Raw genomic sequence first — 12358 nt, 5'->3', positions numbered from 1 at the left:
CCTATTACATCCACGGCACCACCAGCCGCGAGACCCACGCGCTGGATCACGAGATCCGGGCTTTCGCGCAATCGCATGGGCAGACCACGGTGGCGACGTTCTATGAACGGCCCGCCCCGGCGGATAATGTGAACACGGGCTTTGTCACGATGGACTGGCTGCATGGCAATGTGCCGCTGCAATCGGCCGACATCTACCTCTGCGGACCAAAGCCGTTCCTGCGGCATTTCGTGGGTGAGCTTGCCAAGGCAGGCGTCCCGGCGTCCCGGATCCATTACGAGTTCTTCGGCCCCGCCGACGAGGTTCTGGCGGCCTGATCCACGTCGGTTGAAAACAATCCCGCCGTGGCACAGCATGGCGGGATTTTTCGTATCCGGCTGCCTTATGCCGCGCCCGTCAGAAGGGCCAGTTCGTCGGGCGCGAGGGCCAGCGCGGCCGCGCGGGCAAAGCTTTCCACCTGCGCCACCGAGGTCGCGCTGGCGATCGGCGCGGTCACACCGGGCTGAGCCATCAGCCAGGCCAGCGCCACCTCGGCAGGCTTCGCGCCATGCGCCGACGAAACCTCATCCAGCGCGGCGAGGATGCGCTCGCCCTTGGGCGTCAGGTATTTCTCCATCCCGCCGCCGCGGGCGGATTTGCCGAAATCGGCGCTCGAGCGATATTTCCCGCTGAGGAACCCCGAGGCGAGGCTGTAATAGGTGACGACGCCGATATTCTCGCTGATGCAGAGATCCTGCAGCGCCCCCTCGAACGAGGCGCGGTCATGGAGATTGTATTCCGGCTCCAGCACCTGATAAGCGGGCAGGCCATTTTCCCGCGCGACCTTCAGCGCCTCGGAAAGCTGCGCAGCATCCACGTTCGACGCACCGATGGCGCGGACCTTGCCCGCCTTTTGCAGCTTGTCGAAGGCGCCCAGCGTCTCCTGATAACTGGTGCCCTGCGGGTCCGGCCAATGCGCGAAGTAAAGGTCGATCTCGTCGATCCCCAGCCGCGCCAGCGAGGCGTCGCAACCCGGCAGGATATGCGCCTCGGTCAGCCCACCCGGATGCGGCCTGCCGGTGACCGAGCCGACCTTGGTGAAGATCACCACCTTCTCGCGCATGCCGGGCCGCGCCTTCAGCCATTTGCCGATGATCGTCTCGGATTCGCCGCCCTTGTTGCCGGGCGCCCAGGCGGAATAGCAATCCGCCGTGTCGATCGCGTTGAACCCGTGATCGACAAAGGCGTCGAGCACGGCGAAGCTTTGCGCCTCGTCGATGGTCCAGCCAAAGACATTCCCCCCGAATACCAGCGGCATGATCTGCAGCCCGGTCTTTCCCAATTCGCGTTTTTTCATGGCGGATCTTCCTTTTAGCGTGGTTCACCTGTGCTGCAGAACAGCGATTTGCGGCAGGCGGCGCAAGGTCAATTCCAAGGGGATGCGACCCGCCCGTTCGGGTCGGAAAACGCGGCCCAATCGTGGCGCATCGGCGGCTATTCCCGCTTAACTCAAGGAAAGGGTTTAACTTTCCTGACAAATCCTTATAGTGCGCCACCTCGCATGGGCCAAATGCCCTCCAAGTCACCAGGGTCGAACACGGCCCGCGGACCGTCTTGCGATCATGTTTCGCGGATTTGTCTGCCCGCCCCCGGACGGGGCCAGAAACTGGAGAATTTCCTTAATGCGCAAGATTCTTGCATCGACCACGCTTGCCTTTCTGGGACTGAGCGTCCCCGCCCTTGCCGCCGATGATTGCGGCAAGATCAGTATCGCAGAGATGAACTGGGCCTCGGCGGGCCTGGCAGCCTGGGTCGACAAGATCATCCTCGAGGAAGGCTATGACTGCGATGTCGCGCTGGTTGCGGGCGACACGATGCCGACCTTCACCTCGATGAACGAGAAGGCCGAGCCTGACATGGCGCCCGAGCTTTGGGTCAATGCCGTGAAGGAGCCGCTCGACAAGGCCGTGGCCGAGGGGCGGATCGAATTGCCGGGCAAGATCCTGTCCGATGGCGGGGTCGAGGGCATCTGGATCCCGACCTGGCTGGCGGAAGAGCATGGGATCAAGACCCTTGCACAGGCGCTTGCCCATCCCGAGCTGTTCCCCGGCGCCGAGGATGGCGAGAAGGGCGCATGGTTCGGCTGCCCGTCGGGCTGGGCCTGTCAGGCGATCAACCAAAACCAGTATCTGGGCGCCGGTGCCGAGGAAAAGGGCTTTGAGCTGGTCGATTCCGGCTCGGCCGCGGCGCTTGACGGCTCGATCGCGCGCGCTTTCAACCGCAAGGAAGGCTGGCTTGGCTATTACTGGGCCCCGACCGCCATTCTGGGCCAATACGACATGACGCGCCTCGAACTGGAGGCGGAGCATGATCCCGAGAAATGGCATGGTTGCATGGTCAAGTCGGACTGCGCCGATCCCGTGGTCACGGAATGGCCGGTCTCGGATGTGTTCACCGCCGTTACCAAGGATTTCGCGGCCAAGGCCGGTCCCGCCATGTCCTATGTCGCAGCGCGGAGCTGGTCGAACGACACGGTGAACGGCATGCTGTCATGGATGGTCGAGAACCAGGCGACGAATGAGGATGGGGCCTATCACTTCCTCGAAACCTATCCCGAGATCTGGGCCGAATGGGTTCCGGCCGAGGTCGCGGACAAGGTGAAGGCGGCGCTCTGATCCAGATCAGACCATTTGCCGCAAGCGGGGCCGGATCGCCGGCCCCGCCCGTATTTCCATTGCCATGAAGGACCCCATGGACCTCATCCAATTCCCGGAAATGAGCCGTTCCAGCCTGCGCACTCTGCGTCAGGTTGTGGACGGCGGATTTCGCGATTTCACCCGTGCATGGGGCGACACGCTGGAAAGCCTGTTCTCGCCCCTGCAAAGCCTGCTCACCCTGATCGAGAACCTGCTCCTCCGATCGCCCTGGCCTCTCGTCCTTGCCGGGATGGCGGCCTTGATCTGGCTGGCCAGCCGCAGCAGCCGGATCACGCTGGGATCCGTCCTTGCGCTGGTCGTCGTCGGCTATCTCGGCATGTGGGAGGACACGATGCGCACCATCGCCATGGTCGCCGTCTGCACCATGATGGCCGTGGTGATCGGCCTGCCCATCGGCATCCTGATGGCGCAGTCGAACCGCGCCAATGCCATCGTGACGCCGCTTCTGGACATGATGCAGACCATGCCGAGCTTTGTCTATCTGATCCCGGTGGTGATGATCTTTGGCCTCGGCAAGGTGCCGGGCGTGATCGCCGTCGTGATCTATGCCATTCCGCCGGTGATCCGCCTGACCAATCTTGGCATCCGCCACGTCGCCTTCGACGTGCTGGAAGCGGCCGAGGCCTTCGGCTCGTCCCGCTGGCAGAAGCTGCGCGACGTGCAATTGCCGCTGGCGCTGCCCAGCATCATGGCGGGCATCAACCAGACGATCATGATGAGCCTCGCCATGGTGGTCATCGCCTCGATGATCGGGGTGCGCGGGCTGGGTCAACCGGTGCTGCAGGCGATCAATCAGCAATATTTCACCATGGGCGTGATGAACGGGCTGGCGATCGTCGCCATCGCCATCATCCTCGACCGAACGACGCAGGCCTATGGCAAGCGGCTTCAGAAACATGCGGAGGCCGGCCGGTGAGCGATATCGAAATCCGCAATGTCTACAAGATCTTCGGTCCCGAGGCCGAGCGTCACATCGGCGCGGTCAAGGCGGGGATGACCAAGACCGACCTGAACGATCGCCACAACCATGTCCTTGGCCTCTATGACATCAACCTGACCATCCCGCAGGGCAAGATTACGGTGATCATGGGTCTTTCCGGCTCGGGCAAGTCGACCCTCATCCGCCATATCAACGGGCTGATCCGGCCGACCTCGGGCGAGGTGCTGTATGACGGGCGCGATGTCGTCACCATGTCGCCCTCTGAACTGCGCGCCTATCGCCGTGAAAAGACCGCGATGGTGTTTCAGAAATTCGCCCTGCTGCCGCATCGCACGGTGCTGGAGAACGCGGCCTACGGGCTCGACATCCGCGGCGTTCCCCGCGCCGAGGCCGAGAGCCGGGCGCGGCACTGGATCGACCGCGTGGGCCTTGCCGGGTATGAGGACTATTATCCCCGCCAGCTTTCGGGGGGCATGCAGCAGCGTGTCGGTCTGGCGCGCGCGCTTTGCAATGACACCGAGATCCTGCTGATGGACGAGGCCTTCTCGGCGCTGGACCCGCTGATCCGCGTCGACATGCAGACGATCCTGCTGGAGCTGCAGAAGGAACTGGGCAAGACCATCATCTTCATCACCCATGACCTTGATGAGGCGCTGCGCCTTGGCGACAAGATCGCGGTCCTGCGCGACGGCGCGATCCAGCAGGTCGGGACCGGGCAGGAGATCGTCCTGCGCCCCGCCACCAGCTATATCGCCGATTTCGTGCGCGAGGTGAATCGCGGCCGCATCCTTACTGCCCGCACGATCGCCGTTCCCCTGCCCGAAGGCGAGGAGCCGCCCGCGTTCGTCGTTCGTGCCGAGGCAAGGCTGGATCTGGTGGCAAGGCAGATGACCCGCGAAGGTGTCGCCCATGCGCGGGTGCGGGACCGGCAGGGCGCCTGTCTTGGCGTGATCGACCTGCCCGCGATCCTCGATGCGATGGTCAATCCCGCCGATGTCGCCGCCGAGGCGGATTGACCGCGACCGGGGCGAACGGGTCGTCGCCCTGACCGTCGCCGCGGGGGAATTGTCCGCCGGCGGCCAAAGCTGCTAGGACCATGGCCACAGGGATCCGTTCACCGGAGGGCGGCGCATGACGATCACGAAGGAGGACGAGCTGGACGGTCTCAGGAAGATCGGCCGGATCGTCGCCAATACCATGCAGGCCATGGCAAATGCGCTGGAACCCGGCATGACGACGCGCGAGCTGGACATGATCGGTCAGCGGCTGCTTGAGATCGAGGGGGCGGTTTCCGCGCCGGAATCGGCCTATGGTTTTCCCGGTGCGACCTGCATCAGCGTGAACGAGGAGGTCGCGCATGGCGTGCCCGGTGACAGGATCATCGCGGCGGGCGACCTCGTGAATATCGACGTCTCGGCATCGAAGGACGGCTATTTCGCCGATAACGGCGCGAGTTTTCGCGTCGGGCGGGTCGCGCCGGCGCTGGACCGGCTTTGCCGTGACGGCAGGCGCGCGATGGAGGTCGGCATTGCGCAGGTCGCCAGCGGCAAGCCCATCGCGGGCATCGGCAATGCCATCGAGAAATATGCCTCGGCGCGCGGCTATACCCTGATCCGAAACCTCGCCAGCCACGGTGTCGGCCGGTCGCTGCACGAAGAACCGCACGAGGTTCCGACATGGGCCACGCGCGGCGACCGGCGCCGGATCGGCAAGGGGCTTGTCCTGACGGTCGAACCCTTCCTGTCCCGGGGCGGGTGCTGGGCGACCGAGGGGGATGACGGCTGGACGCTCTACAGCAACCCCGTCGCCCCGGTCGTGCAATATGAGCATACCGTCGTCGCCACGGACCGGCGCGCCATCGTGATCACATTGCCGGGCTGAACTGCGCGCGCTTTGCCTGCCCCGCTCAGGCAGTGGGGCGCAGGGCGGCCAGCGTGGCCCGATAATGCTCGGTCAGCAGGCGGCAGGCTAGCGGCGCATCATGCGCCAGCACCGCGTCGAGAATGGCCTGATGCTCGGCCAGCGCGCCCTCGCGCCGGGCCTGACTGGAATGAGTGTTCATCGACACGTTCCGATAGCGCGCGGCCTGATCCATCATCGCCGAGCAGAAGGCGAGCAGCCAGCCCGACCCGCAGCGGTCGATCAGGCACATGTGGAACTCCTTGTGGCGGATGTCCCATTCCTCGGAAACCTCTCGCCCGTCATCGGGCATCAGGCGCCGTGAGGTGCGGGACAGCCGGTGAAAGCTGACGACCAGCTCCTCCTCCCATGCCTCGTCGGAATGGGCGATGGATTCCTCCAGACCGCGCGTCTCAAGCCAGATGCGCGTTTTGACCAGTTCCTCGAGATCCTCGAACTTGAGGGAGGACACGAAGAAGCCGCGCTGGCTTTTGCGCTCGACCAGCCCTTCGGCGGAAAGCCGGTTCAGCGCCTCGCGCACCGGAACCGCGCCGATGTGATAGCGGTCCGAGACCGTCTCGATCTGCAGCTTCAGGTCTGGAAGAAGCAGCCCTTGCAGGATGTCGCGGCGGATCAGGTCGTAAACCTGCTCCGAGAGGCTGCGTATGTCGCTGGGCACCTTTTCCCCCAATTGCCGTCTAGCCAAGGGCGCCGGGCCGTTGGTCCTTGTTCCAGAACACGAATTTGCGCTGTGCCCAGACGACGGTGAAATACAGGAGAAGCCCCAGCAGGCTCAAGTAGAGGATCAGGGCAAAGACGCGCGGCGTGTCCATCTGGCTCGCCGATTGCCGGATCAGCGCCCCGAACCCCTTGCCGCCGCCCAGAAACTCGCCCGTGATCGCGCCTGCCATCACGCCCACGGCCGCGATCTTCAGCCCCGTGAACATATAGGGCAGGCCAGTCGGCAGCTTCAGCCGCAGCAGCGTCTGCATCCGGCTCGCGCCCATTGCCTTGAAGAGCATCCGTTCGTTCTCGGTCGCGGCATAAAGCCCGGCGGCGGTGGCGACGACAATCGGAAAGGTCGCGATGAACGCGGCCAGCGCCACCTTGGAGGCGATGTCGAAGCCCAGCCACGCGATGAAGAGCGGCGCGAAGGCCACCTTCGGCATGGTGTCGATCGCGACCAGATAGGGCATGACGGCGCGTTCGCCGAATTTCGTCTCGCCCACCAGAATGCCCAGTAGAAAGCCGATGCTCGTGGCGATCAGGAAGCCGAAAAAGACCGTCTTGGTCGTGGTCCAGAGCGCGGAGAGCATGTAATCGCCGGTGATCAGGTTCCGCCCGACAAAGATCAGGTCGGAGAGGGTCTCGACCGGGCTGGGCAGGATGATCGGCGACACCCAGCCCCAGCGCGTCACCAGATCCCAGAGGGCGACGACAGCGATGAACAGGATCGACATGGCAAGCCAGCGCGGCATCGAGTCGATCCAGCTGGCCTTTTCGACCCAGACGGTATCGGGAAGGTCGTCGGGAACGGTATCGGTCATTGCGCGGCCTCCTTGCCCAGAAGATCGCGGATATGGGCGACGATCCGGCCGAATTCGGGGGTGTTGATCATGTCGAGCGTGCGGGGCCGGGGCAGGGGGATCACCACCTCCTCGACGATGCGGCCGGGGCGCGGCTTCATCACGAGGATGCGGTCCGACAGGATGACGGCCTCGGCCAGCGAGTGGGTGACGAGGAAGGCGGTTGCCCGCGTCTCATGGCAGATGCGCTGCAACTCCATGTTCATGAAGTCGCGCGTCAACTCGTCCAGCGCGCTGAAGGGTTCGTCGAGCAGCAGGACCGCTGGCTGGGTGATCAGCATCCGGCAGATCGAGGCGCGTTGCGCCATCCCGCCGGACAACTCGCCCGGATAGACATTGGCGAAATCGCCGAGGCCCACCAGGTCGAGCAGCCCTTGCGCCCGTGGACGGGCGGCGCGGGCCGCAGCCTTGCCCTGCCGGATCTCGATCGGCAGGACGATGTTTTCGATCGTCGTCTTCCACGGCAGCAGCGTCGCCTGTTGGAACATCATCCCGATATCGGCGCGGGGGCCGGTCACGGGCTTGCCCTCCAGCGCGACGCGGCCGGTGGTTGGCGGCATGAGTCCCGACATGATCTTCAGCAGCGTCGATTTCCCGCAGCCGGATGAGCCGATGACCGAGACGAACTCGCCCTCCCGCAATGTCAGGTTCACATCTGCCAATGCGACAAGGCGATTGCGCGCATAGGTCTTGGACAGGCGGCTGATCTCATAGACCGGGCGGGGAATTGCGGCGCTGTCCGCGAGGATCTGGGACTCGGCCATCGTCATGAGGCGTTCCAGCCCTCGACGAACTCGTTGGTATAGACGGCCGAGAGATCATCCAGCGGCTTTTCCAGCGCGCCCGAGGCGACGGCGGCGTCGTGGATCATCTGCCAATGTTCCGCGGGCTGATAGCCAAGGCCCTTGGCGATCATCGGCTCGGTCGGGGTCATCCGGTCGATCGCGGCGGCAAGCAGGGCCGAGGCGAATTTCTTGTCCTCGCCCTCCTGCGGGTTGCCGACGGCGCAATGGGCAAGGGCCTTGTCATGATTGGCCGGATCGCTGGCAAAGCGCATGCCCCGGACCAGGGCGCGCCCGAATTTCGGCGCAAGGTCCGGCGTCGCGGCCATCTGGCTTTCCAGCATGGCGATGCCATTGCCGAAGAAGCCCAGATATTGCTCGGGCGTGATCTCGCGCAGCTCCAGCCCGCGCGCGCCAAGGATGGCAGCATCCGAAATCGCCCCCGCATAGGATCCGACCTCATCGCGCAGGAAAGCGACCGCGGCGGTCCCGCCATCGCCCACGGGCAGGAAGGTATAGTCCGCACCCTCATTCATCCCCAGATCCGTCAGGATCGCGCGGGTGAACGAGACCTCGGCCCCGTCGGCAGTGCCCACGCCGATCACGGTGCCCTTCAGGTCCGCCGGGGTCTGGGCCGGGCTGTCCTTCTTGACCAGAAGGCCAAAGACGGATTTCGGAAACAGGTTGTAGATGAACTTGACGTCCACGCCACGGGCGCGGGCGCCCAGCACCGGGCCGGGTCCGGGGGCGCCAATCTGCGCCTGTCCCGCCGACATGGCCTGGAGGACCGCCGAGGATCCGTCGATGGCCTGCAAGGTCGGCTCCAGCCCTTCCTCGCCGAAATACCCCTCGCCCACGGCGGACCAATAGGGCAGCCAGGTCAGCGCCGAGGGGTTCGGGACCGCGAAGGTGATGGCGGTCTGCGCCCGCACGATGCCGGGACGCCCGATGGCAAAGGTCGCGGCCGCCGCTGCGGCCAGCCCCCCGAAAGCACGGCGGGAAAGTCTGTTAGCTTCCGTCATGTCGTTTCTCCTCCCATGTCGCGGGCTGCGACCCTCCTCGGAACCGCTTGCCCTCTCGATCAGCCTATACCATCTGCGGAGAATTACAAAAAAATATACGATCATGAAAAAATCGGATTGGAATATCTTGGGGAGGGTGCATGATCGCGAAGAAACGGGCGCTTGTCCCGAGGAGGAGAAAATGATGGCCTATGCCCTGACCCCGCCGCAGCAGGCGTATCTGGATATCGTCGGCAGCGACGAGAAATTCCCGGTGCGCCGCATCTATTGCATCGGCAAGAACTACGTCGCCCATGTGATCGAGATGGGCGGAGAGGTCGAGCGCGACCCCCCGGTGATCTTCCAGAAGCCCAATGATTCCGTGGTCCGCAATGGGGGAGAGATCCCCTATCCGGTCTATACCGAGAATTTCCACTATGAGGGCGAGCTGGTCGTGGCCCTGAAATCGGGCGGGCACCATATCCCCGTGGCGGAGGCCGCGTCGCATGTCTATGGCTATGCGGTAGGTCTCGACATGACGCGCCGGGACCATCAGGCGCGGGCGCTGGAAAACGGTCTGCCGTGGGAGATCACCAAGTCCTTCGACCTCTCCGCCCCGATCGGGCCGATCAGCAGGGTCGAGGATACCGGCATCCTGACCGAGGGCAGGATCACGCTCTCGGTCAATGGCGAGGTCAGGCAGGACGGTGATATCGGCTGGATGATCTGGAAGATCGACGAGATCATCTCGAAACTCTCCGAACAGTTCCGGTTGATGCCCGGCGATGTCATCATGACGGGAACGCCGGCCGGCGTGGGCGCGGTCGTCTCCGGGGACGAGCTGGTCGTGCATGTCGACGGGCTGCAGGACCTGCATGTGGGGATCGGCGGTCCGGCGGCGTGACGCGCTTCGCCCGCCTTGCCGAACTGGGCGCAGCCACGATTGGTGAGGCATGGCCCGACGCGCAGATCGCCGGAACGCCGCCGCGCCCGCTTTCCCCGACGTTGGCCATTGCCGGTCCGGCCGCGACGCTTCGCTGCCAGCCGGGGGACAACCTCGCGCTGCACAGAGCCATCACTCGGGCCAAAGCGGGTGAGGTGCTGGTCGTGGATTACGGCGGCTGCACCGACCACGCCCCGTTTGGCGAGATCATGGCGCTGGCCTGCCAGATGCGCGGGCTTGCGGGCCTGATCATCGAGGGCGCCGTGCGCGACAGCGTGCAGATCATCCGGCTGGGCTTTCCGGTCTTTGCGACCGGGCTGACCATCCGGGGCTCGACCAAGCAGCATGGCGGCGCCTTCGGCGTGCCGGTGGGTCTGGCCGGGATGACAGTCGCGCCGGGGGATCTGGTCGTCGCCGATGCGGACGGCATCGTCGCGGTTCCCGCCGATCAGGTCGAGGCGGCCCTGGCCGCGGCCGAGGCGCGCGCCGAGCGTGAGGCCCAGATCATGGCCCGCTTGCGGGCGGGCGAAACCACGCTTGAGATTCTGGGCCTCGGGACAGGAGAGGGTGGATGAGCAATGTGATCGGGATTGCCGGAATGGGCCGCATGGGCAGCGCCTTCGCGCGCCGCCTGCTCGAGACGGGGCATGAGGTTCGTGTCTGGAATCGAAACCCGGACGGATGCACGCCCGCCGTCGCGGCCGGGGCGCATCAGGTTGATTTAGCGGGCCTTGCCCGCTGCCCGGTCATCCTGACCTCGCTGACCGACGCCCGCGCGGTCAATGACGTCACCGATGGGTTGATCAAGGCCGGGATGTCCGATGCCCTGCTGGTCGACATGTCCACGCTTCTGCCCGCCGAGGCCGATGCGCTGGCGCAGAAGATCGCGGCAGCCGGGGCCAGCTTTCTGCATTGCCCGGTCGGCGGCACCGTGGCTCCTGCGCTGAAGGGGCAGTTGCTTGGCATGGCCGGTGGCAGCGCCGAGGCGTTCGGGCGGGCAAAGCCGGTTATCGACCAGCTTTGCCGCAGGGTCGAGCATCTGGGATCGGCAGGGGCGGCGGCGCGGATGAAGCTGGCGATCAACTTGCCGCTGGCCGTCTATTGGCAAACGCTGGGTGAGGCTCTGGCGCTGCTGCGCGGGTCCGGTGTCGCGCCCGAAATGGCGGTCAGCCTGATCGCGGACAGCTCCGCCGGGCCGACCGTCCTCAAGAACAGGGCGCAGGTGGTGGTCGACACGCTGGCAGGGCAGGACCAGCCGGGCACGTTCGACATCGCGGGTCTTGCCAAGGATCTGCGCCTCGCTTTGTCGCTGGCGGGGGCCGAGGGCGCGGAGCTGCCGCTCTCGGATGCCGCAGAACCGCGATATGCGCAGGCATTGGCCGAGGGGCTTGGCGGCTTTGACGGCGCCAGCCTGTCGCGACGCTCGGCGGGCTGGCCGTGACCGATTTCGGAACCGTGCTGGAACTTCTTTTCGCCTTGGCCGTCTCCGGGGCGCTGATCGGGTTTCTGGCCGGGCTGTTCGGGATCGGCGGCGGCGCCATCTCGGTCCCGGTCTTTTTCGAGATCTTCGGGCTCCTCGGCTATCCCGCCGAAATCTCGATGCCGCTGGCGGTGGGCACCTCGCTTGCGGTGATCGTGCCGACCTCGATCGCCTCGGCGCGCGGGCATTGGCATCGCGGAACGGTCGATATGGACCTGCTGCGGATCTGGGCCATTCCCATTTTGATCGGCGTGCTGGCTGGCTCCCTGATCGCCCGATATGCGGATCCTTGGGTCTTCCAGCTGGTGTTCGTCGTGGTTGCCACGGTCATCGCCACAAGGCTGTTGACCGGCGGCAAGGGCTGGCGCGTGGCCGAACACCTGCCGGGCCGCGCGCTCCTGAACATCTATGGTGGGGTCATCGGCTTTCTGTCTGCCCTCATGGGGATCGGGGGCGGGGCGCTCTCCAATCTGGTGATGACGCTGCATGGCGTGCCGATTCACCGGGCGATCTCGACCTCGGCCGGGGTGGGGGTGTTGATCGCGATTCCGGGCACGATCGGATACATGATCGCCGGATGGGGCAAGCCAGGCCTTCCGCCGGATTCCGTGGGTTTCGTGTCGCTTGCCACCTTCGCCCTGACGATCCCGACCGCATTGCTGACCGCGCGGCTGGGGGTGCGGCTGGCCCATGCCCTGTCGCGGCGGCGGCTGGAGGTCGCGTTCGGCCTGTTCCTGCTGACCGTCTCGGCTCGCTTCGTCTACAGCCTTTTCGCGTGACGGGCTTTGGACAGCTTCCCGATCTCGGGATTGACCGCGATATGCAGATCCTATTCCGCCTGCGCCGCACCCGCCTTACGATAGATCGCCGAGCCGTTGAGGTCGGCGAGCGACGCCCCGGCGGCAAGGCGTTTGCGCCATTCGACCTCTCGCGCCTCGTCATTCAGCGCGCGTTCGACAAGCGCGGGCAGCGCCGGATCGGTGGGGTCGAGGGACAGCAGGCCATTGGCATCGCCGAACAGCAGATCGCCC

The 12358-nt window shown here is 65.2% G+C and carries 13 protein-coding genes and 2 pseudogenes; 9 read left to right on the top strand and 6 right to left on the bottom strand.

Features of this window, described 5'->3' with window-relative positions:
* A pseudogene (locus tag VNQ78_RS15245) lies at positions 1-317 on the top strand (nitric oxide dioxygenase); the annotation flags it as partial.
* A gap of 65 nt (positions 318-382) precedes the next feature.
* Here VNQ78_RS15245 and VNQ78_RS15240 read toward each other — a convergent pair.
* A complete protein-coding gene (locus tag VNQ78_RS15240; protein ID WP_325691289.1) occupies positions 383-1336 on the bottom strand; it encodes an aldo/keto reductase in 954 nt (317 codons plus the stop codon).
* A gap of 325 nt (positions 1337-1661) precedes the next feature.
* Here VNQ78_RS15240 and VNQ78_RS15235 point away from each other — a divergent pair, with 325 nt between their 5' ends.
* The 4 genes from VNQ78_RS15235 to map all read left to right on the top strand — a co-directional run bounded on the left by VNQ78_RS15235 (position 1662) and on the right by map (position 5517).
* Positions 1662-2654, top strand: coding sequence for an ABC transporter substrate-binding protein (locus VNQ78_RS15235; RefSeq protein ID WP_325691288.1), 993 nt, complete (start codon positions 1662-1664; stop codon positions 2652-2654).
* A 76-nt stretch (positions 2655-2730) separates the two neighbouring features.
* Positions 2731-3612 (top strand): proline/glycine betaine ABC transporter permease, encoded by an 882-nt coding sequence (locus VNQ78_RS15230; RefSeq protein ID WP_325691287.1) that lies wholly within the window; start codon positions 2731-2733, stop codon positions 3610-3612.
* Positions 3609-4652 carry a glycine betaine/L-proline ABC transporter ATP-binding protein gene (locus VNQ78_RS15225; protein ID WP_325691286.1) on the top strand — a complete coding sequence of 348 codons (1044 nt, stop codon included), beginning with the start codon at positions 3609-3611 and terminating at the stop codon, positions 4650-4652. Before VNQ78_RS15230 ends, VNQ78_RS15225 begins: the two co-directional genes overlap by 4 nt.
* A gap of 115 nt (positions 4653-4767) precedes the next feature.
* Positions 4768-5517, top strand: a complete 750-nt coding sequence (gene map / locus VNQ78_RS15220) for a type I methionyl aminopeptidase (RefSeq protein WP_325691285.1) — start codon at positions 4768-4770, stop codon at positions 5515-5517.
* 25 nt (positions 5518-5542) lie between these two features.
* On the opposite strand, the gene VNQ78_RS15215 is transcribed toward map, so the two are convergent.
* Genes VNQ78_RS15215 through VNQ78_RS15200 form a run of 4 tightly spaced genes read right to left on the bottom strand, consistent with a single transcriptional unit; the run spans position 5543 to position 8925 of the window.
* Positions 5543-6214, bottom strand: a complete 672-nt coding sequence (locus tag VNQ78_RS15215) for a GntR family transcriptional regulator (RefSeq protein WP_325691284.1) — start codon at positions 6212-6214, stop codon at positions 5543-5545.
* A gap of 19 nt (positions 6215-6233) precedes the next feature.
* Positions 6234-7082 (bottom strand): ABC transporter permease, encoded by an 849-nt coding sequence (locus VNQ78_RS15210; RefSeq protein ID WP_325691283.1) that lies wholly within the window; start codon positions 7080-7082, stop codon positions 6234-6236.
* Positions 7079-7891 carry an ABC transporter ATP-binding protein gene (locus VNQ78_RS15205; RefSeq protein ID WP_325691282.1) on the bottom strand — a complete coding sequence of 271 codons (813 nt, stop codon included), beginning with the start codon at positions 7889-7891 and terminating at the stop codon, positions 7079-7081. Before VNQ78_RS15205 ends, VNQ78_RS15210 begins: the two co-directional genes overlap by 4 nt.
* Positions 7888-8925 (bottom strand): ABC transporter substrate-binding protein, encoded by a 1038-nt coding sequence (locus VNQ78_RS15200; RefSeq protein WP_325691281.1) that lies wholly within the window; start codon positions 8923-8925, stop codon positions 7888-7890. Before VNQ78_RS15200 ends, VNQ78_RS15205 begins: the two co-directional genes overlap by 4 nt.
* Before the next feature lie 181 nt (positions 8926-9106).
* On the opposite strand from VNQ78_RS15200, the gene VNQ78_RS15195 reads away from it, so the two are divergent.
* The 4 genes from VNQ78_RS15195 to VNQ78_RS15180 are packed head-to-tail and all read left to right on the top strand — an operon-like array spanning position 9107 to position 12106.
* Positions 9107-9808, top strand: coding sequence for a fumarylacetoacetate hydrolase family protein (locus VNQ78_RS15195; RefSeq protein ID WP_325691280.1), 702 nt, complete (start codon positions 9107-9109; stop codon positions 9806-9808).
* Complete coding sequence (locus VNQ78_RS15190) at positions 9805-10422, top strand: RraA family protein (protein WP_325691279.1); 618 nt, start codon at positions 9805-9807, stop codon at positions 10420-10422. Before VNQ78_RS15195 ends, VNQ78_RS15190 begins: the two co-directional genes overlap by 4 nt.
* Positions 10419-11288 (top strand): NAD(P)-dependent oxidoreductase, encoded by an 870-nt coding sequence (locus VNQ78_RS15185; protein WP_325691278.1) that lies wholly within the window; start codon positions 10419-10421, stop codon positions 11286-11288. The genes VNQ78_RS15190 and VNQ78_RS15185 overlap by 4 nt, the downstream gene beginning before the upstream one ends.
* The gene (locus tag VNQ78_RS15180; RefSeq protein ID WP_414694087.1) at positions 11279-12106 is read left to right on the top strand and encodes a sulfite exporter TauE/SafE family protein; all 828 of its coding nucleotides are present in this window, start codon (positions 11279-11281) and stop codon (positions 12104-12106) included. Before VNQ78_RS15185 ends, VNQ78_RS15180 begins: the two co-directional genes overlap by 10 nt.
* A gap of 50 nt (positions 12107-12156) precedes the next feature.
* On the opposite strand, the pseudogene VNQ78_RS15175 reads toward VNQ78_RS15180, so the two are convergent.
* A pseudogene (locus VNQ78_RS15175) lies at positions 12157-12358 on the bottom strand (hypothetical protein); the annotation flags it as partial.

The organism is Paracoccus sp. (in: a-proteobacteria), from assembly GCF_035556475.1.
Lineage (GTDB): Bacteria > Pseudomonadota > Alphaproteobacteria > Rhodobacterales > Rhodobacteraceae > Paracoccus.
Note: the sequence above shows the minus strand (reverse complement) of the source record. Positions and strands in the feature narration are given on the sequence as shown.

Excerpts from the sequence above, each read along its gene's own strand:
- VNQ78_RS15240 (WP_325691289.1), bottom strand. The coding sequence starts at position 1,336 with ATGAAAAAACGCGAATTGGGAAAGACCGGGCTGCAGATCATGCCGCTG.
- VNQ78_RS15235 (WP_325691288.1), top strand. The coding sequence starts at position 1,662 with ATGCGCAAGATTCTTGCATCGACCACGCTTGCCTTTCTGGGACTGAGC.
- VNQ78_RS15230 (WP_325691287.1), top strand. The coding sequence starts at position 2,731 with ATGGACCTCATCCAATTCCCGGAAATGAGCCGTTCCAGCCTGCGCACT.
- map (WP_325691285.1), top strand. The coding sequence starts at position 4,768 with ATGACGATCACGAAGGAGGACGAGCTGGACGGTCTCAGGAAGATCGGC.
- VNQ78_RS15210 (WP_325691283.1), bottom strand. The coding sequence starts at position 7,082 with ATGACCGATACCGTTCCCGACGACCTTCCCGATACCGTCTGGGTCGAA.
- VNQ78_RS15205 (WP_325691282.1), bottom strand. The coding sequence starts at position 7,891 with ATGACGATGGCCGAGTCCCAGATCCTCGCGGACAGCGCCGCAATTCCC.
- VNQ78_RS15200 (WP_325691281.1), bottom strand. The coding sequence starts at position 8,925 with ATGACGGAAGCTAACAGACTTTCCCGCCGTGCTTTCGGGGGGCTGGCC.
- VNQ78_RS15195 (WP_325691280.1), top strand. The coding sequence starts at position 9,107 with ATGATGGCCTATGCCCTGACCCCGCCGCAGCAGGCGTATCTGGATATC.
- VNQ78_RS15185 (WP_325691278.1), top strand. The coding sequence starts at position 10,419 with ATGAGCAATGTGATCGGGATTGCCGGAATGGGCCGCATGGGCAGCGCC.